Source organism: Streptomyces sp. NPDC005393 (genome assembly GCF_040606675.1).
Classification (GTDB): domain Bacteria; phylum Actinomycetota; class Actinomycetes; order Streptomycetales; family Streptomycetaceae; genus Streptomyces.
Window position 1 is genome coordinate 46,365 of sequence record NZ_JBEXFG010000040.1, and the last position, 16,989, is coordinate 63,353.

Below are 16,989 nucleotides of genomic sequence, written 5' to 3' on the forward strand. Positions count from 1 at the left end.
CTCTATAAGTGTGAGACCACCGCGCCGTGACGCAAAAAACGCCCCGCACGGTACACAGGCGGGGCTCCACTCACTGACCGGGAGCACCGACGCGCTAAAACCGCGGGGCGCAGCCTGACCGATGACCTGCCGACCGGAGATCGGGAGGTGGGAGCGCGGAGCCTCCACTTGTGGGCCGGACACATGAGTGATCCGGCCGGTCATTTATCTACGATACCAGCACCGCGGCCGAATGCTCACCGCGCCGTCATCCGCTCGTCCGCCCCCCGTGTTCCTGTGAACTCACCCGCCCCGTGCATACGGCGGCCGGCGGCCCCCTAGGCTGGAGCGCACCATCCCTCAGGAAGTGAGCCCCTACCACCATGAGCGACGCCAACGCCGACCAGCCGCCGGCCCCCGACTTCGACCGTATGACCCGGGACATCGCGGATGTGCCCGCGGTCGAGGTGATCACCACGGTCGCGGTGCACCTGATGAGCGCCGCCGCGGTCAATCTGGGGCTGGCCGAGGAGGGCCCGCTCCACAAGGATCTGGACGAGGCGCGGAAGCTGATCAACGCACTGGCGGGTCTGGTCTCGGCGAGCGCCACGGAGATCAGCTCCTTCCACGCCGCCCCGCTGCGGGACGGCCTCAAGTCGCTGCAGCTCGCCTTCCGCGAGGCGTCGGTGGTGCCGGACGAGCCGGGGCAGGGGCCCGGCGAGAAGTTCACCGGACCGGTCTTCGGCTGACGCGGGCCGACCGAGCGGCGCCCGGGGCGGGGGCGGGCCCCGGGCCCAGGCCGCCTCAGGCCGCCAGGCCGCATCAGGCCGCCAGGCCGCCTCCGAGCCCGTACCGGCTCAGGCCGCCTCCGGCCCCTTCGTCTCGGACCCGCCCGCCTCGGGCCGGTGTCCGCCGCGCATCCGCCCCCACGGCCCACGCGCCGGCGGCGGATGGGTCACCTGCTCCCGCTGTGGCGCCTGCCCCGCCGGATGGAGATGGGTGAACCGGTGCACCACGGCCGCGAGCACCCCGCCCACCAGGGGCGCGACCAGGAACAGCCACAGCTGGGAGAGCGCCCCGCCGCCCGCGAACAGCGCCGGGCCCAGGCTTCGCGCCGGATTGACGGAGGCCCAGGTCAGCGGGATGCCGATCAGGTTGACCGCGGCGAAGGCGAGCCCCACCGGGAACGGTTCGACGCCGACCAGCGCCACCGTGCGGGTCACCGTCAGAAAGACGAAGACCAGCAGGAAGGTGAGCATGACCTCGGCGAGGAAGGCCCCGCCCGCCCCGAGGCCCACCGGTGAGCGGCCGCCGTAGCCGTTGCTGCCGAAGGCGTCGTCCGTCTGGAGCCTCGGCACCTGTTTGGCGAGCAGGAACAGCACCGCCGCGCCCACGATCCCGCCCACCAGCTGCGCGATCCAGTACTCGATGGCGGTACGGACGTCGATGCGCTTGGCCAGCAGCACACCGAGGGTCACCGCCGGATTGATGTGGCTGCCCGAGATGCGTCCGAACGCACACGCGATCGCGATCAGCGTGAAGCCGAAGGCGAGCGAGATGCCGAGGGCGTTGATGTAGTCGCCTGCCAGGACCAGGGAACCGACTCCGAAGAAGACCAGCATCGCGGTCCCGATGAACTCCGCTATGACCGTTCTCGTCTCCATGGCGCTCTCCTCACGCAGATCGGACCGCCAGTTGCACTCAGCATTGTGGGGCGAATCAGGAGACTTCGCCTGTCGGTTCGATTCCGCCGAGGGGCCCACGCCCCGTGGATCAGCCGCTGATCAGCGGCTGAAGAGCGGTTCCCCGGGCACCTCGGCGTCCGGCGGCAGCAGTGCCAGGGTCAGCCCGCGCACCAGCCGGGCCCGCAGCACCTCATCGGCGGCCAGGGCGCCCGCCACCCGCTGCGCCGTCTCACGCGCCGGGGCATCTGGGGCCACGGCGATCGCGAGCACGCCGTCGGCGTCGTCGGCCGGGGCGAAATGCGCGCGGACCACCCCCGGCTCGGCGGCCACCAGGGTGCGTACGGCCGCGACGACGGCCGGGTCGGTGAGCGGATCGACGCTCGCCCGCCCCTCGGCGAGGGCGAGCAGCGCGGGCCCGGTCACCTGGTACGCGACCGGCCCCGCGAGGTCCAGCACCAGGGTGTCCGCCCTCTCGTAGGCGACGGCCTCCAGCGCCTGGCCCAGCGGTACGGCGACGGGCCGGGCGTCCGGGCGCCAGCGGGCCAGCGTCTCGGTCGAGGTGAAGGCCGGCAGGGCGCGCCGCCCGCCGGGGGCCTCCAGCGTCGGCACCGCCATATCGCTGGTCTTGTCCCGGCGCAGTCCGTCGGGCCCTTCCTCCGCCTCCCCCAGGAGGGCGATCACCGGAACGAGCAGCCGCGCGCCGGCGAGCGCGGCGAGCACCTGGGGCTCGGCGGAGCGGTCGTCGGCCCAGGCGGCGAGCGCCGCGGACAGGCGGGGGTCGGCCGAGCCGTCGTCGTCGGAGAAACCGGAGTCAGGGATGTTCTTGAGGGCCACGCCACGAGCGTATCGGTGACGGGTAGTGCCGCTCGGCCGAGGGGGAGACTCCCTTGTTCACCGGGGAGAAGTCTGGTGCGGCCGGTGCGCAGGGCCTGGCCCATGCCCGGCCGGCGAGCGGCCCGACGCGGTCGGCGGCGGGCGGGAGCGAAGGAGACGGTGTGGAGCGTGTGGACGAAGACCGGCCCTCCCCCTCGGCCACCTCGGCACCGACGCTGGCCCGGGCCCTCGCCGACGCGCTCGGCCCGGTGGCGGACGGCTCGGCCGCCGATTTCTCGGTCGCCGTGCTGGACACCCGGTCGGGGGCGCGCGGGGTGTACGGCGACGGCTCGTACGACACCGCGAGCATCGTCAAGGTCGGCATTCTCGCGGCGCTGCTGCTCAAGGCCCAGGACGAGGGGCGGCAGCTGACCGCGCGGGAGCGCTCGTACGCCACCGTGATGATCGAGCACAGCGACAACGACGCGGCGACCTCGCTGTGGAAGACGATCGGCGGCGCCGACGGTCTCGACGCGGCGCACCGGCGGCTCGGGCTGACGCGGACGCGCGGCGGCGACGGCGGGCGCTGGGGGCTGACCCGGACCACCGCGGCCGATCAGCTGAAGCTGCTGACCGCCGTCTTCGGGGGTGCGGGCGCGGGCGGCTCGGCGCTGAGCGAGCGGTCCCGGGCGTATCTGCGGTCGCTGACGGGCCGGATATCCGACGGCCAGAGCTGGGGCGTCTCGGCCGCCGCCGACGGCACCGGCAACGGCACCCGGCTGAAGAACGGCTGGCTGCCGCGCAGCACGACCGGGCTGTGGGACGTCAACAGCATCGGCCAGGTCACCGCGGGCGGGCGCACGTATCTGGTCGCGGTGCTCTCCGACGGCAGTAAGGACATGGACAGCGGCGTCGCGCTGGTCGAGAAGGCGGCGCGGGCGGCCGTCCGGGCGGCGGCCGCCCTCAGCGCCTGCGGATCGTCGTGAGCAGCCCGCGCGGCCTCGGCATACGCAGCGGGCCCGAGCCGCGCCACAGGGCGACCGCGGCAGCCACCAGGGCCGCTCCCGCGACCCCGGCGGCGAGCGCGAGCTGATTCGGCCCGTCTCCGTCCCCCTGGGCCTGGGCGCCGTCGGGGCCCGTACCGAAGAAGCGCTGGGGGTAGGCGGCCACGACGGGCTGCTGGGCCCGCGGCCTGAGCGCGTCCCCCGCCTTGATCGCCGCAGCCGGGTTCACCAGACCGGCGCCGAGCTCATCGCTGCGCCCGCCCGTCGGGCTGTCCTGCGCGGTCCGCGCGAGCAGCTGCCGGATCTGGCGCGGGCTCAGTTCGGGGTGGGCGGCGCGGACGAGGGCGGCGGAGCCGGAGGCGAAGGCGGCGGCGGCGCTGGTCCCCCAGCCCTCGTAGTAGCGCTTGTCGGGGTCGGCTATGACCACGTCGACGCCGGGCGCGCAGACGGTGGCGTACCAGCGGCGGGTGGAGAAGGCGGCGCGGGAGCCGTCTCGGTCCACGGCGGTCACGGCGATGACGCCGGGGTAGGCGGCCGGGTAGGAGGCGCGGTCGCCCTTCTCGCCGCCGTTGCCCGCGGAGGCGACCACGACCACGCCCTTGCGCAGCGCGTACTGCACGGCGGCGTCCTCGGCGGCCTCGGGGTGGGCGGACTCGCTGTCGTCGCCGAGCGACAGGTTGATCACGTCGGCGCCGTGGTCGGCGGCCCAGCGGATACCGTCCGCGAGGGCGCCGCCGCGGGTGCTGCGGGCCTTCTTACGGGCCGGGTCGGCGTCCTCCAGGATCACCCGCACCGGCAGGATCTTGGCCCGCGGCGCGACGCCCAGCACGCCCTCGCCGCCGGCCGCGCCGTGTCCGCGACCGGCGATGATCCCGGCCATGGCGGTGCCGTGCCGGGCCCAGGCGCGGTCGCCGGACCGGGCGCCGAAGCCGATGAGGTCCTTGCCGGGCAGCACCTGGCCCACGAGGTCCGGGTGTTCGGCGTCGACGCCCGTGTCGAGGACGGCGACGGTCACCCCGGCGCCCTTCGTCGTCTGCCACGCCTCGCGGACGTGGAGGGCGTCCAGCGCCCACTCCTGGGCCTGTATGCCGTCGGCCCGCGCGGGCGCGACCGGCACCAGGGTCAGTCCGGCGGCGGCGAGGGCCACGGCGACGCGCCGTGCGAGCGCGGTCATGAGGACGGCTCCGCGGTCTCGGACAGGGCCCGGCGGAAGCCGAGCTCGATCTCGTCGGCGATGCCCCGGGCGTCATGGCCGAGGCCCGACTGCGCGGGGGCGGAGGTCGCCCCGGTCTGGATCGCCTCGCCGGCCGACTGCGGGTCGGTGACCTTACGGCCGTCGCCGAAGCCGCTGACCGTATAGATGACGGCGGGGGCGTCGGTCAGGATCCGGATCTGCCAGCTGGCGCGCTGGTCGTCGCCGAAGTCCGCCGCCGCGGTGCCCTTGGCGGCGTACGGACGGGGCATCAGATCGGTGCGTTCGTCGAGCCGTTCGGCCGCGAACCGCTGGTGCAGCTCGCGCATCCCGGCGGCGTCGGAGGTGGTGATCAGCAGCCCCACGGTGGTGACGCTGGTGCTGGTGGCGTCGGCGTAGGTGGCGCGCAGCAGCCGCTTGCAGCCCACCGGGGCCAGCGCCTTGGTGAGCAGCGGGTCGAAGCCGCCGCCGCAGCTGCTGTCGGGGGCGACCGCGATCCGGGTCCAGAGACGGTCGGCGCCGCCGGGGCCCTGGCCCTTGCCGCGCAGGGTGCGGGGGAAGAGGTCGTCGACAGGGACGCTGTGCCAGGCGGCGCGGGCCCGTGCGTAGGTGTCGGCGACGGAGGGCTCGGTGTCGGGGCCGCCGCCGAGCCAGCTGCCGGCCGCCGCCCCGCCGAGCAGCCCGAGGCCGAGGACGAGAGATGCGGCGGCGGCCACCGTACGGCTGTGCGCGCGGTGGTGGCCGTCCGCGGGCGGGGCGCCGGAGGCGGTGGCTTCCGGGCTGCGGTACCAGGGGTCGGCGTCGTCGCTCCGCTGAGCGGGCGGGCGGGGCGCGGAGCCGGGTGCGGAGCCGGGCGGGGCGGCGGGGCGGGGCGGCACCGGGGAGCCGTCCGGCGCCCCGGTGCCCCTGGTCCCCCTCGGGGACGGGACCTTCGCCGGTATGCCGAGGATGGGGGTGTCCGGGTCCGGGGTGAAGCCGGGCGCGGAGGGGTGGGGCGGGGGCGCGTAAGGCTGCGCGGGCGCCGTGCGCGGGGGGTGCGCAGGGCGCGGTGGGGGCGCGCTGTACGGAGAGTGCGCCTGTTCCGCGTCGGTGCTCATCCGCACCCCCTCGCACCCTCGAAGACCTGGTCCACCTGGCTCCGTCCGGTTGGCCACGCCGCCCCGCCGCCTTTCGGGCAGGCGGGCCCGTATACGGACAACACGCCGCTGACCTGCCGGTCATGGCGTGCGCGACACTCTACGGGGCACCGGGGGCCCTCCGCACCGGGCGCCCTCTACCCAGTGGTAATAGCGGTCTGGCAAGCTTCGCTCATGTCCGCTGCCGCCGCTGACCGGGCCCGGTACGACCGGGCCACTGCCCATCTCGAAGCGCCCGTGGCGATCGTCGACCTGGGGGCATTCGACGACAACGCACGGGATCTGGCGCGCCGGGCGGGAGGCAAGCCGATCCGGGTGGCCAGCAAGTCGGTGCGGTGCCGGGCGCTGTTGGAGCGGGTGCTGGCGCGGGACGGCTTCGCCGGGATCATGAGCTTCACGCTCGCGGAGTCCCTGTGGCTGGCGCGCGAGGGGTTCGACGACGTTCTGCTCGCCTATCCCTCCGCCGACCGGGACGGCTTCGCCACGCTCACCAGCGACCCCAAGCTCGCCGCCGCCGTCACCGTGATGGTGGACGACATCAGCCAGCTCGATCTGATCGAGAGTGTGCGTGCCGGCACCGAAGAGGTCCGGGTCTGCCTGGAGTTGGACACCTCACTGCGGATGTTCGGCGGCCGGGTGCGGATCGGCGCGCTGCGCTCACCGCTGCGCGAACCGGAGCAGCTCGCGGAGCTCGCCCGCGCGGTCGGGCGCCGCCCCGGCTTCCGGCTGGTCGGCCTGATGGCGTACGAGGGTCATGTGGCGGGCGTGGGCGACGCGGTGGCGGGGCGTCCGCTGCGCTCCCGCGCCATCCGGCTGATGCAGGCGGCCGCGCGCCGGGAGCTGGCGGCCCGCCGGGCGGCGGTGGTCCATGCCGTACGGGCCGTGGCGGACCTGGAATTCGTCAACGGGGGCGGTACGGGCAGCGTGCAGCACACCGCCGCCGAGGACGCGGTGACGGAGATCGCCGCCGGATCCGGGCTCTACCAGCCCCGTCTGTTCGACAACTACACCTCCTTCCGCGGCCGCCCGGCGGCCCTGTTCGCTCAGCCGGTGGTGCGCCGGCCCGGCGTGGGCGTGGTGACGGTGCTCGGCGGCGGCTATCCGGCGTCGGGCGCGCCGGGCCCGGACCGGCTGCCGGTGCCGTATCTGCCCGAGGGGCTGGCGTACGACCCGATGGAGGGGCCGGGCGAGGTGCAGACCCCGCTGCTGGGCACGGCCGCCGACGATCTGCTGATCGGCGACAAGGTGTGGTTCCGGCATGCGAAGGCCGGTGAGCTGTGCGAGCGCTTCGATGTGCTGCACCTTGTCGACGGGGACGGGGACCGGGTGGTGGCCTCCGTGCCGACGTACCGGGGCGAGGGCCGTACGTTCCTCTAGGTCCGCTCCGGCGTCACGGTCCTCCGGCGTCACGGTCCTCCGGCGTTTCAGACGGACCGGCCGTCGCCGGCCAGGGCGGCTATCCCCTTGACGATCCTGTCCATATCGGTGACCGGGGGCGCCTTGTCGCCCATGTCGAAGCCGAAGCGGACGACGACCATCGTGCCGGGCATGATGGGCGACGGAAAGGCGAGGGACTGGACGTATCCGTCGGCGCCCTTCTTGGTGACGACCTTCCAGCGGACCAGATAGCCCTTCTCGCCCGCGACGTCGACCGCCGCCTCCTTGACCTGCTGATGGGAGGTGATCCCGCCGTACGCCTTGCGGTTGGTGGCCTCGTCCTTGCCGTAGGACTCCTCCGCGTTCTGCGCGATGTCCTCCTTGGCTATGCCCTTGGCGGACGTGGCCTTGTAGCCGCTGGCGGTCCGGGAGAAGGCGCCGCCGCGCACACAGTCCGTGGACGGGTCGTTCGGGCAGGGGTAGCGGGAGGTGGTGACGCCCGCGCCGCCGGAGCTGCTGCGGCCCGCCTGCCAGCCGGAGAGAACGGGCAGGCTGATGCCGTTTCCGGAGTCCGGGGCGATGCTCGGATCGTCGGTGGGCGGGGCGCTGGGGGTGGTGGGCGCCTCCGAGGGGCCGCCCGGGGTTGTGCCGCCTCCACCGCCGTCACCCCCGTCCCCCGGCGGGAGGGGGGCGCTGGAGGCCGGTCCGGCCTTGTCCCCGCCGCCCCCGCCACCGCCGTCGTCCAGCAGCACGACGCCGCCGACGATCGCGGCGACCACGACTCCCACGGCGGCGGCGAGCGCCGCGATCCTCGGGCCGCGGCCACGCCCGTGGTGGCCCCCGCCCTGTGCGGGCAGATACGGGGGCATCGGCGGCGGGCCGAAGGACGGACCCGCCGCTCCTGAGGTGTCGCGGGTGTACTCGGTCCACGTGGCTCCGTCCCACCAGCGTTCCATGGCGGGGCCATTGCCTGTGTCGCCGGGATCGGGATACCAGCCGGGGGGTGTGTTCATGCTCACTCGGTCACCTTATGGCCAGGGCTCGGCTCCGTACACCGCGGGTGCGCGGACTGCGCGCCTGCCTACAAAGGGGTGACATACGCCCCGGCGATCCCTCCGTCCACCAGGAACTCGGCGGCGTTGACGAAGGACGAGTCGTCGCTGGCCAGGAAGGCCACCGCCGAGGCGATCTCCTCCGGCTCGGCGAAGCGGCCCACCGGCACATGCACCAGCCGCCGCGCCGCCCGCTCCGGGTCCTTGGCGAACAGCTCCTTCAGCAGCGGGGTGTTGACCGGCCCCGGGCACAGCGCGTTGACCCGGATGCCCTCGCGCGCGAACTGCACGCCCAGCTCGCGCGACATGGCCAGCACACCGCCCTTGGAAGCCGTGTAGCTGATCTGCGAGGTCGCGGCCCCCATGACGGCCACGAAGGACGCCGTGTTGATGATGGACCCCTTGCCCTGCCGCCGCATATAGGGCAGCGCGGCCTTGCAGCACAGATAGACGGAGGTGAGGTTGACCTCCTGGACCCGCTTCCAGGCGTCCAGTCCGGTGGTGAGGATCGAGTCGTCGTCGGGGGGCGAGATGCCCGCGTTGTTGAAGGCGATGTCGACCGAGCCACAGGCGTCGTACGCGGTCTTGAAGAGCGCCTCGACCTCCTCGGGGTCGGTGACGTCCACCTTCACACAGAGCCCGCCGACCTCGTCGGCCGCGGCCTTGCCCGCGGTCTCGTCGATATCGGCGCAGACGACGCGCGCTCCCTCGGAGGCGAGGCGGCGCGCGGTGGCCAGGCCGATGCCGCTGCCCGCTCCGGTGATGACGGCGGTACGGCCCACCAGACGGCGGCACACGGGGGTCTCGGTCACGTCACTGCTCCTCGGTGCTGATGAAGACGTTCTTGGTCTCGGTGAAGGCGGTCAGGGCGTCGGGGCCCAGCTCCCGGCCGAGGCCGGACCGCTTGTAGCCGCCGAAGGGGGTCGCGTAGCGCACGCTGCTGTGCGAGTTGACGGACAGATTCCCGGCGGCGACGGCGCGCGAGACGCGGACGGCGCGGCCGACGTCCCGGGTCCAGATCGAGCCGGACAGGCCGTAGTCGGTGGCGTTGGCCAGCCGTACGGCGTCGGCCTCGTCCTCGAAGGGGAGGACGACGGCGACGGGTCCGAAGATCTCCTCGACGGCGGTGCGCTCGCCCGGCCCGGTGGCCTCCAGGACGGTGGCCGGGTACCAGAACCCCTTGCCCTTCGGGGCCTCGCCGCGGATCGCGGCGGGCGCGTCCTCGGGGACGTAGGACCGTACGCGCTTGCGCTGCGCGGCGGAGATCAGCGGGCCCATGGCGGTGGCGGGGTCGGCCGGGTCGCCGACGGCGAAGGACCGCACGGCGGGCTCCAGCAGCTCCAGGAACCGGTCGTAGACACTCCGCTGGACCAGGATGCGGCTGCGCGCGCAGCAGTCCTGTCCGGTGTTGTCCAGGAACGAGCCGGGCGCCGCCGCCGCGGCGCGCTCCACATCGGCGTCGGCGAAGACGATATTGGGGCTCTTGCCGCCGAGTTCGAGCGTCACGCGCTTCACGCCCGCGGCGCATCGGGCCATGATCTCCTTCCCGACGGCCGTCGACCCGGTGAAGACGACCTTGGCCACGCCCGGATGCTCGACCAGCGCGGCGCCCGCCACCGGGCCGGCGCCGGGCAGCACCTGGAACAGCCCCTCGGGCAGCCCGGCCTCCAGGGCGAGTTCGGCGAGTCTGAGGGCGGTGAGCGGGGTGGTCTCGGCGGGCTTGAGGAGGACGGCGTTGCCCGCGGCGAGGGCGGGCGCGGTGCCCCAGGCGGCGATCGGCATGGGGAAGTTCCAGGGCGCGATGACCGCGACCACACCCAGCGGCTCATGGAAGGTGACGTTCAGACCGCCGGCGACCGGGATCTGGCCGCCGCTCAGCCGCTCCACTCCCCCGGCCGCGTAGTCCAGCAGATCGCGGACATTGCCCGCCTCCCAGCGGGCGTTGCCGATGGGGTGGCCCGCCTCCCGGACCTCCAGCGCGGCCAGCTCCTCGATGTGGCCGTCCACGGCGGCGGCGAAGCGGCGCAGCAGCCGGGCCCGGTCGGCGGGCGCGAGGGCGGCCCAGCCGCGCTGCGCCGCGGTGGCGCGGGCGACGGCGGCGGCCACGTCGCCGGGGGTCGCGGCGGGGACGGTGGCGATGACCTCCTCGGTCGCCGGGTTGAGTACCTGGTGCTCGTGCGGGTGCTCGTTGCTCACCTGGTGGTTCCTCACATGCGCTCGAAGGACCGGAAGCGCTCCCAGTCCGTGACGGCGGTGTCGTACGCCTCCTGCTCGACGCGCGCCATATTGAGGTAGTGCTCGACCACCTCGTCGCCGAAGGCGGCCCGCGCTATGGGGCTGGCCTGCCACAGCTCGGCGGCGTCGCGCAGGGAAGCCGGCACGTGTTCGGCGCCGCCCTTATAGGCGTTGCCGGTGCAGACCTCGGGGAGCTCCAGCTCCTGCTCGATTCCCTGGAGCCCGGCGGCCACCATTCCGGCGACGGCCAGATAGGGGTTGACATCGCCGCCGGGGAGCCGGTTCTCCAGCCGGTGGGACTGGCGGTGGCCGATGACGCGCAGCGCACAGGTGCGGTTGTCCGGGCCCCAGGCGACCGCGGTCGGCGCGAAGGAGCCGGGCCTGAACCGCTTGTAGGAGTTGATGTTGGGGGCGTAGAGCAGGGTGAAGTCACGCATCGCGGCGATCTGCCCGGCCAGGAAGTGGCGCATCGTCTTGGACATGCCGTACGGCCCGTCGTCGTCGGCGAGCACGGGCCGCCCGGCCTCGTCGCGCAGCGAGAGATGGATATGGCAGGAGTTGCCCTCGCGCTCGTCGTACTTGGCCATGAAGGTGAGCGCCATGCCCTCCTGGGCCGCGATCTCCTTGGCGCCGGTCTTGTAGATGGCGTGCTGATCGCAGGTGGTCAGGGCGTCGTCGTAGCGGAAGGCGATCTCGTGCTGGCCGAAGTTGCACTCGCCCTTGGCCGACTCGACGGTCATCCCGGCGGCGCCCATCTCATTGCGGATGCGGCGCAACAGGGGCTCGACGCGGCCGGTGCCGAGGACGGAGTAGTCGACGTTGTACTGGTTGGCGGGGGTCAGCCCCCGGTAGCCGGCGCCCCATGCCTGTTCGTAGGTGTCCTTGAAGACCATGAACTCCAGTTCGGTGCCCACGTAGGCGGTCCAGCCGAGCTCGGCGAGCCGGTCCAGCTGGCGGCGCAGGATCTGGCGCGGGGAGGCGAGCACGGGCGAGCCGTCGTGCCAGGCGAGATCGGCGGTGAGCAGCGCGGTGCCGGGGTTCCAGGGGGTGCGGCGCAAAGTGGCGGTGTCGCCGCGCATGGCGAAGTCACCGTAGCCGCGCCCCCAGGAGGACATCGCATAGCCGTCGACGGTGTTCATATCGGCGTCGACGGCGAGAAGGTAGTTACAGCCCTCGGTGCCGTGTTCCAGGACGTCGTCGAGGAAGAAGCGGGCGGCGAACCGCTTGCCCTGCAGCCTTCCCTGCATATCGGTGAAGGCCAGGACGACGGTGTCGATCTCCCCGGCGGTGACGAGTCTGGTCAGCTCGTCGACCGAGAGCGGGGGCGTGCGGTCTGCCACGGTGTCCTCCTGCGAAGATTGCTGCGCCGGAAGACCATAAGGTAGTACCGCAGACCATTGGCTGGGAAGTAGGTGCGGACGGTTCGATGAGCGAGACCCACAGCGGCCGGAGCGGAGACGGGGACCGGCTGGCGCCGGTGCTGCGGCCGGTGCGCGCCGGGAACGGCTTCGAGGAAGCACTGGAGCAGATACTCCAGGTCGTACGGCTCGGGCTGGTCCCGGACGGCGGCCGGTTGCCGGCCGAGCGGGAGCTGGCCGACCGGCTGCGGATCAGCCGGGTGACGCTGCGTGAGGTGCTCAAGGTCCTGCAGGACCAGGGGTTGGTGGAGAGCCGGCGCGGCCGCTACGGCGGCACCTTCGTACGGGCACGGCCCGAGCCGACGGCGGGCCGCGAGGACGAGCTGCGGCGGCGGGTCGCGGCGGTGGACGTCGAGGACACCCTGCGGTTCCGGGAGGTCCTGGAGGTGGGCGCGGCGGGGCTGTGCGCCGCGCACGGGCTCGGCGAGGAGCAGGCGCTGCGGCTGCGCGCGGCCCTCGACGCCACGCGCGACGCCCCGCCCGCCGACTACCGCCGCCTGGACACGATGCTCCATCTGACGCTGGCGGAGCTCGCGGGCTCGCCGACGCTGGCCGCCCGGTACGCGGCCGTCCGCGCGACCGTCAACGACCTGCTGGACTGCATCCCGCTGCTGGTACGGAACCTGGAGCACTCACAGGCGCAGCACGGGGCGCTGGTCGAGGCGGTGCTGGACGGGGACGCGGACGGGGCGCGCGAGGTGATGCGGGAGCACTGCGAGGGCACGGCGGCGCTGCTGCGCGGGTTCCTGGCGCAGCCGTGACGCCCGTCCGGGTGCGGCCCTGACGCCCGCCTGTGCGCAGCCGTGACGTCCGTCCGCGTGCGGCCCCGGACCCCGGTCCCGCGCAGGCCTGACCCCGCGCCCTTAACCAGGCTTTTACGCAGAGGTCTTGCGCATCACCCAAGGGACGGCAAAGGTATGGCCCCACACCTTTGCCATCGCCCCCTCGTGTGGAGCAGGAGCACCCCATGGCCGACGGAACCGAGTCCGCCCGTACATCCCTCAGCGACGCCCCGCCGGACCCGACGGCCTCCCCCGAGGACGGCTATCTGGAGCGCCGCACCCTGCGGCGCGGCAGCGCGGGCCCGCTGCTGCTGACCGGCCTCGGCGTCGCCTATGTCGTCTCCGGCGACTTCTCCGGCTGGAACTTCGGCCTGGCGGAGGGCGGCTTCGGGGGCCTCGCCCTCGCCGCCGTGCTGATGGGCCTGATGTACACCTGCATGGTCTTCGCCCTGGCCGAGCTGGCGGCGATCCTCCCCACGGCGGGCGGCGGCTACGGCTTCGCGCGGCGCGCCCTCGGCCCCTGGGGCGGCTTCCTCACCGGCACCGCGATCCTCATCGAGTACGTCCTGGCGCCGGCCGCCATCTCGATCTTCATCGGCGACTATGTCGAGTCGCTCGGCCTCTTCGGCCTGGAGTCCGGCTGGCCGGTCTATCTGGCGTGCTTCGTCCTCTTCATCGGCATCCATCTGTGGGGCGTGGGCGAGGCCCTGCGCTTCAGCCTGATCGTGACCGCCATAGCCGTCACCGCGCTGCTGATCTTCGCCGTGGGCGCCTTCACCCACTTCGACTCGGGCTCGCTCAACGACATCGCGGTGGACCACTCCGCCTTCGGCGCGAGCTCGTGGCTGCCCTTCGGGGTGCTCGGCATCTGGTCGGCGTTCCCCTTCGGCATGTGGTTCTTCCTGGGCGTGGAGGGCGTACCGCTCGCGGCCGAGGAGACCCGGGACCCGGCCCGTACGCTGCCCAAGGCCATGGCCTGGTCCATGGGCATCCTGCTGCTCCTGGCCCTGCTCACCTTCCTCGCCGCGACCGGCGCCCGTGGCCCCGGTGCGGTGCAGGCCGCGGGCAACCCGCTGGTCGAGGCGCTCCAGCCGGACGGCAAGGCGACCACCCTGTCCCGCATCGTCAACTACGCGGGACTCGCCGGGCTCGTGGCCTCCTTCTTCTCCCTCATCTTCGCCGGCTCCCGCCAGCTGTTCGCCCTCTCCCGGGCCGGCTATCTGCCCCGCTTCCTCTCCCTGACCAGCCGCCGCAAGGCGCCGTACCTGGGCCTGCTGGTGCCCGGCGCCATCGGCTTCGGGCTGGCGGCCTGGTCCGGCGACGGCGCCCGGATGCTCAACGTCGCGGTCTTCGGCGCCACCATCTCGTACGCCCTGATGTCGCTCTCGCACATCGTGCTGCGCCGCCGCGAACCGGGGCTCGACCGCCCGTACCGCACCCCCGGCGGCACGGTAACGTCGTCCGTCGCCTTCGTCCTGGCCTGCTCCGCACTGGTGGCCACCTTCCTGGTGGACAAGGACGCGGCGTTCATCGCACTCGGCGTCTACGCGGTGGCGCTCGCCTACTTCGCCTTCTACAGCCGCCACCGGCTGGTCGCGGCGGCGCCGGAGGAGGAGTTCGCGGCGCTGGCGGAGGCCGAGGCGGAACTCTCCCGCGACTGACACTGTGAGACTGGAGGAACCGTTGTCCAAGCCGCTGATCGGCGTCAGCACCTACCTGGAGTCCGCCCGCTGGGGCGTCTGGGATCTGCCCGCCGCCCTGCTGCCGGTCGGCTACCCCCGCCTCGTCCAGCGCGCGGGCGGACTGGCCACGATGCTGCCACCCGACGAGGACCCGGCCTCCGCCGCGGCCGTCGTCTCCCGCCTCGACGCCCTCGTCATCTCCGGCGGCCCGGACGTCGAGCCCGTACGCTACGGCGCCGAGCCGGACGCGCGAACGGGCCCACCCGCGCGGGAGCGCGACGCCTGGGAACTGGCCCTGATCGAGGCGGCCCTGACGTCGGGCCTCCCCGTTCTGGGCATCTGCCGAGGCCAGCAACTCCTGAACGTCGCCCTGGGCGGCACCCTCCGCCAACACCTGGACGGCCACGCCGGCCCGCCCGGCGTCTTCGACCACCACGAGGTGAAGCCCGTCCCGGGCAGCCTGCTCGGGCGGGTGCTACCGGAGCCGTTGTCCGTGCCGACCTTCCACCACCAGTCGGTGGACCGGCTGGGTTCCGGCCTTGTGGCCTCTGCGCACGCGACGGACGACGGCACGGTGGAGGCCGTCGAACTGCCGGGCGCGAACGGCTTCGTGCTGGGGGTGCAGTGGCATCCGGAGGCGGGCGACGACGTACGGGTCATGCGGGCGCTGGTGGAGGCGGCGGAGGGGTGAGGCCGCGTCGTCCCTGGGACGCGGTGGAGGAGCCCACACCTGGTTCGACGTCGAACCGCGGGGATTCCCCCGCGCCCTCCGCCGCCGCGGCCGTGAGCTGCGCGGGCAACTCACGCCTCGTCTGGGGCATTTCGGCCATGCGTCCCCCTCGCTGTCAGCCGGACGAGGTCCTGCAAGGGGGCACTGACAGGGCAGTTACGAGATCTCGTACGGGTCGCCGTAGACCTGCCACTTCAGCGGCGGCGCCAGGTCGAAGTTCTTCTCGTTGAGCAACTTCCGCTGCTCGGTGTCGACCCGGCTGGTGTCGCTGTGGGCCTCCTCGGTCTGCATGGCCTTCTTGCGGGCGTCCAGGAAGGCGTTGAGGTAGGTCGTCTCGTTGCCGCCCTGGGCCGGGGGCTCGGCCTTGGAGAGGGCGGTCTTACGGATGCCGCCGAAGCTGTCCTTGCTGTCGCCGGGGCCGTGCATCACGATGGCGTCGTAGTAGATGAACTGACCGAGGGCGCCGAGGCCGTCGTCCTTGCCCTGCTTGACGGCCGGGTTGAAGTAGACGCGGTCGCGCTCGTGCTCCTGGGCGTCCTGGAACGCCTTGTCGGCGGCGGCCTTCTTCCAGTCCTTGGTGAAGTTGGGGTCGAGGCCGTCGTGCGAGTCGCTGCCGTTGACGTCGCGCAGTGCGGGGAGGTACTTGGCCAGGACGTTGCCGGGCTTCTGCTGGGTGTAGTACTCGACGAGGTCCAGCATGTCGCCGGTGCCGGAGCAGAAGCCGATGATGCCGGCGGTGTAGCCGCGGCCGTCGCCTATGTCCTCGATGTACTTGAACTGGGCGCGCCAGTCGAGCGAGGAGTTCTCGGCGCTGGAGACCAGCTTCATGGCGATCTCCTTCTTCGCCGGGTCGTCCAGGTTGATCGCCGCGACGGTCTTGTGCGCCGAGTGGTGCGGTCGCGTGTCCGCCCACGGCGGTGTGTGCTCGGACGCTTGTCCGATGCCGACGCCGGCGAAGACGAGTGCGGCCGGTACCGCTACGGCTATCGCCGCGAGGCCGATCCTCTTGGACATGGAGGGACTCCGTTCCTGTCGACCGTGGGGAAGTGCGCATGGACCGTGCGAGGGCATGCCGGGGCCACCCGGGGCCACCCTCGGCGATCCGTTAGGAACCTTTCCTAACTATTCAAGCGAGCGCGCCACACCCACCACAAGGGTTTCGACGCGATTCGACAAAGTAGAGCGGTCCGGTCGCCTCGTGGCAACTCCCGTACTGCGCCTGCGGGATGGGCACCACCGGGTCGGCTCCGCCCGTCGTGCCGACCGGCGCTTCCCCTTGGTCGCGGCCGATCGACGAAGTCGGCGTTGACATCGACCGCACTTCGAACAACCACGAACCCTTGGAAGCGGCCGATCCGCACTGCGGCGCCTCAAGATCAGTCGCGGAGGGCGCGCACCATGGCCATCAGGACCGGTGAATCCGGCGAAGGCTGGCTCTTCCCGATGTCCCGGTAGCCCCAGGTTTCGTAGAGGCTGTGTACTTTCCCGTCACCGGCGAGCGGGTTGACCATGAGAGCCACTTGGGTTTCGGAGCGCCGGGACAAGAGGTCATCGTGAATGCGCCGCGAGGTTCCCGTCTTGCGCCACGGCACTCGCATCATCATCTCTTTGAGTGCGAGTGTGGGGATCATGGTGAGGGACTGCGGCAGCGGGCTGGTGATCCGGTTCCAAAAGCGGTCCCCGTGCTTAATGGCGTTGCCGTAGGCGTATCCGACGGCCTCATCCCTGAAGCCGTGGTTCAGGGGGTGTTCAACTGTGCGCTCTTGCGGTCGATTGAGTGAGTGTTAGCGGGTTCAAGCGATGTTATGATCTTGTCTATGAACCTTACGGAGTGGGCGGAAGCGAACGGTGTGCATCGGCAGACCGCGTATCGCTGGTTCCGTGAGGGCACGTTGCCGGTCCCC

15 protein-coding genes and 2 pseudogenes are annotated in these 16,989 nt (G+C 72.6%); 7 read left to right on the plus strand and 10 right to left on the minus strand.

The window, feature by feature from the left end; translation table 11 throughout:
• Positions 1-362 precede the first annotated feature (362 nt).
• Entirely contained in the window at positions 363-728 is a 366-nt protein-coding gene (locus ABZS71_RS27160; protein WP_355856419.1) for a DUF1844 domain-containing protein, read from the plus strand.
• Positions 729-836: 108 nt separating this feature from the next.
• Here ABZS71_RS27160 and ABZS71_RS27165 read toward each other — a convergent pair whose 3' ends face one another.
• Together ABZS71_RS27165 and ABZS71_RS27170 are read right to left on the minus strand one after the other, a co-directional pair.
• Positions 837-1,643, minus strand: coding sequence for an aquaporin (locus tag ABZS71_RS27165; protein WP_356214293.1), 807 nt, complete (start codon positions 1,641-1,643; stop codon positions 837-839).
• Between the two features lie 120 nt (positions 1,644-1,763).
• Positions 1,764-2,498, minus strand: a complete 735-nt coding sequence (locus tag ABZS71_RS27170) for an SseB family protein (RefSeq protein ID WP_356214295.1) — start codon at positions 2,496-2,498, stop codon at positions 1,764-1,766.
• A gap of 215 nt (positions 2,499-2,713) precedes the next feature.
• Here ABZS71_RS27170 and ABZS71_RS27175 point away from each other — a divergent pair, with 215 nt between their 5' ends.
• A complete protein-coding gene (locus ABZS71_RS27175) occupies positions 2,714-3,463 on the plus strand; it encodes a serine hydrolase (protein ID WP_356214315.1) in 750 nt (249 codons plus the stop codon).
• On the opposite strand, the gene mycP is transcribed toward ABZS71_RS27175, so the two are convergent.
• Together mycP and ABZS71_RS27185 are read right to left on the minus strand one after the other, a co-directional pair.
• Positions 3,441-4,655, minus strand: coding sequence for a type VII secretion-associated serine protease mycosin (gene mycP, locus ABZS71_RS27180; protein ID WP_355856410.1), 1,215 nt, complete (start codon positions 4,653-4,655; stop codon positions 3,441-3,443). The two genes, ABZS71_RS27175 and mycP, sit on opposite strands and share 23 nt — an antisense overlap.
• Positions 4,652-5,770 carry a hypothetical protein gene (locus ABZS71_RS27185; protein WP_356214297.1) on the minus strand — a complete coding sequence of 373 codons (1,119 nt, stop codon included), beginning with the start codon at positions 5,768-5,770 and terminating at the stop codon, positions 4,652-4,654. Before ABZS71_RS27185 ends, mycP begins: the two co-directional genes overlap by 4 nt.
• A 213-nt stretch (positions 5,771-5,983) precedes the next feature.
• Between ABZS71_RS27185 and ABZS71_RS27190 the strand changes: the two genes are divergently transcribed.
• A complete protein-coding gene (locus tag ABZS71_RS27190; RefSeq protein ID WP_355856405.1) occupies positions 5,984-7,186 on the plus strand; it encodes an alanine racemase in 1,203 nt (400 codons plus the stop codon).
• A gap of 47 nt (positions 7,187-7,233) precedes the next feature.
• Here the strand turns inward: ABZS71_RS27190 and ABZS71_RS27195 are convergent, their stop codons facing one another.
• The 4 genes from ABZS71_RS27195 to ABZS71_RS27210 all read right to left on the minus strand — a co-directional run bounded on the left by ABZS71_RS27195 (position 7,234) and on the right by ABZS71_RS27210 (position 11,813).
• Positions 7,234-8,199 (minus strand): DUF2510 domain-containing protein, encoded by a 966-nt coding sequence (locus tag ABZS71_RS27195; protein WP_356214299.1) that lies wholly within the window; start codon positions 8,197-8,199, stop codon positions 7,234-7,236.
• A gap of 68 nt (positions 8,200-8,267) precedes the next feature.
• Positions 8,268-9,050 carry a 3-oxoacyl-ACP reductase gene (locus tag ABZS71_RS27200; RefSeq protein WP_355856399.1) on the minus strand — a complete coding sequence of 261 codons (783 nt, stop codon included), beginning with the start codon at positions 9,048-9,050 and terminating at the stop codon, positions 8,268-8,270.
• A gap of 1 nt (position 9,051) precedes the next feature.
• Entirely contained in the window at positions 9,052-10,434 is a 1,383-nt protein-coding gene (locus ABZS71_RS27205; protein WP_356214301.1) for an aldehyde dehydrogenase family protein, read from the minus strand.
• 11 nt (positions 10,435-10,445) lie between these two features.
• Positions 10,446-11,813: a glutamine synthetase family protein gene (locus ABZS71_RS27210; RefSeq protein WP_356214303.1), complete on the minus strand. Its 1,368-nt coding sequence runs from the start codon at positions 11,811-11,813 to the stop codon at positions 10,446-10,448.
• Positions 11,814-11,899: 86 nt separating this feature from the next.
• Here ABZS71_RS27210 and ABZS71_RS27215 point away from each other — a divergent pair, with 86 nt between their 5' ends.
• The 3 genes from ABZS71_RS27215 to ABZS71_RS27225 all read left to right on the plus strand — a co-directional run bounded on the left by ABZS71_RS27215 (position 11,900) and on the right by ABZS71_RS27225 (position 15,046).
• Positions 11,900-12,652, plus strand: coding sequence for an FCD domain-containing protein (locus tag ABZS71_RS27215; RefSeq protein ID WP_355856390.1), 753 nt, complete (start codon positions 11,900-11,902; stop codon positions 12,650-12,652).
• Positions 12,653-12,858: 206 nt separating this feature from the next.
• The gene (gene eat / locus ABZS71_RS27220) at positions 12,859-14,334 is read left to right on the plus strand and encodes an ethanolamine permease (RefSeq protein ID WP_356214305.1); all 1,476 of its coding nucleotides are present in this window, start codon (positions 12,859-12,861) and stop codon (positions 14,332-14,334) included.
• A gap of 22 nt (positions 14,335-14,356) precedes the next feature.
• Positions 14,357-15,046, plus strand: a complete 690-nt coding sequence (locus ABZS71_RS27225) for a gamma-glutamyl-gamma-aminobutyrate hydrolase family protein (protein WP_356214307.1) — start codon at positions 14,357-14,359, stop codon at positions 15,044-15,046.
• 195 nt (positions 15,047-15,241) lie between these two features.
• On the opposite strand, the gene ABZS71_RS27230 is transcribed toward ABZS71_RS27225, so the two are convergent.
• Complete coding sequence (locus ABZS71_RS27230; protein ID WP_356214309.1) at positions 15,242-16,099, minus strand: chitosanase; 858 nt, start codon at positions 16,097-16,099, stop codon at positions 15,242-15,244.
• Positions 16,100-16,461: 362 nt separating this feature from the next.
• A pseudogene (locus ABZS71_RS27235) lies at positions 16,462-16,800 on the minus strand (GNAT family N-acetyltransferase); the annotation flags it as partial.
• Between the two features lie 102 nt (positions 16,801-16,902).
• Here ABZS71_RS27235 and ABZS71_RS27240 point away from each other — a divergent pair.
• Positions 16,903-16,989 (plus strand): annotated as a pseudogene (locus tag ABZS71_RS27240) (IS607 family transposase); the annotation flags it as partial.

What these genes read in the sequence shown, in the direction of transcription:
- ABZS71_RS27160 (WP_355856419.1), top strand. Translation starts at nt 363, where the DNA reads ATGAGCGACGCCAACGCCGACCAGCCGCCGGCCCCCGACTTCGACCGT.
- ABZS71_RS27165 (WP_356214293.1), bottom strand. Translation starts at nt 1,643, where the DNA reads ATGGAGACGAGAACGGTCATAGCGGAGTTCATCGGGACCGCGATGCTG.
- mycP (WP_355856410.1), bottom strand. Translation starts at nt 4,655, where the DNA reads ATGACCGCGCTCGCACGGCGCGTCGCCGTGGCCCTCGCCGCCGCCGGA.
- ABZS71_RS27185 (WP_356214297.1), bottom strand. Translation starts at nt 5,770, where the DNA reads ATGAGCACCGACGCGGAACAGGCGCACTCTCCGTACAGCGCGCCCCCA.
- ABZS71_RS27190 (WP_355856405.1), top strand. Translation starts at nt 5,984, where the DNA reads ATGTCCGCTGCCGCCGCTGACCGGGCCCGGTACGACCGGGCCACTGCC.
- ABZS71_RS27195 (WP_356214299.1), bottom strand. Translation starts at nt 8,199, where the DNA reads ATGAACACACCCCCCGGCTGGTATCCCGATCCCGGCGACACAGGCAAT.
- ABZS71_RS27215 (WP_355856390.1), top strand. Translation starts at nt 11,900, where the DNA reads ATGAGCGAGACCCACAGCGGCCGGAGCGGAGACGGGGACCGGCTGGCG.
- eat (WP_356214305.1), top strand. Translation starts at nt 12,859, where the DNA reads ATGGCCGACGGAACCGAGTCCGCCCGTACATCCCTCAGCGACGCCCCG.
- ABZS71_RS27230 (WP_356214309.1), bottom strand. Translation starts at nt 16,099, where the DNA reads ATGTCCAAGAGGATCGGCCTCGCGGCGATAGCCGTAGCGGTACCGGCC.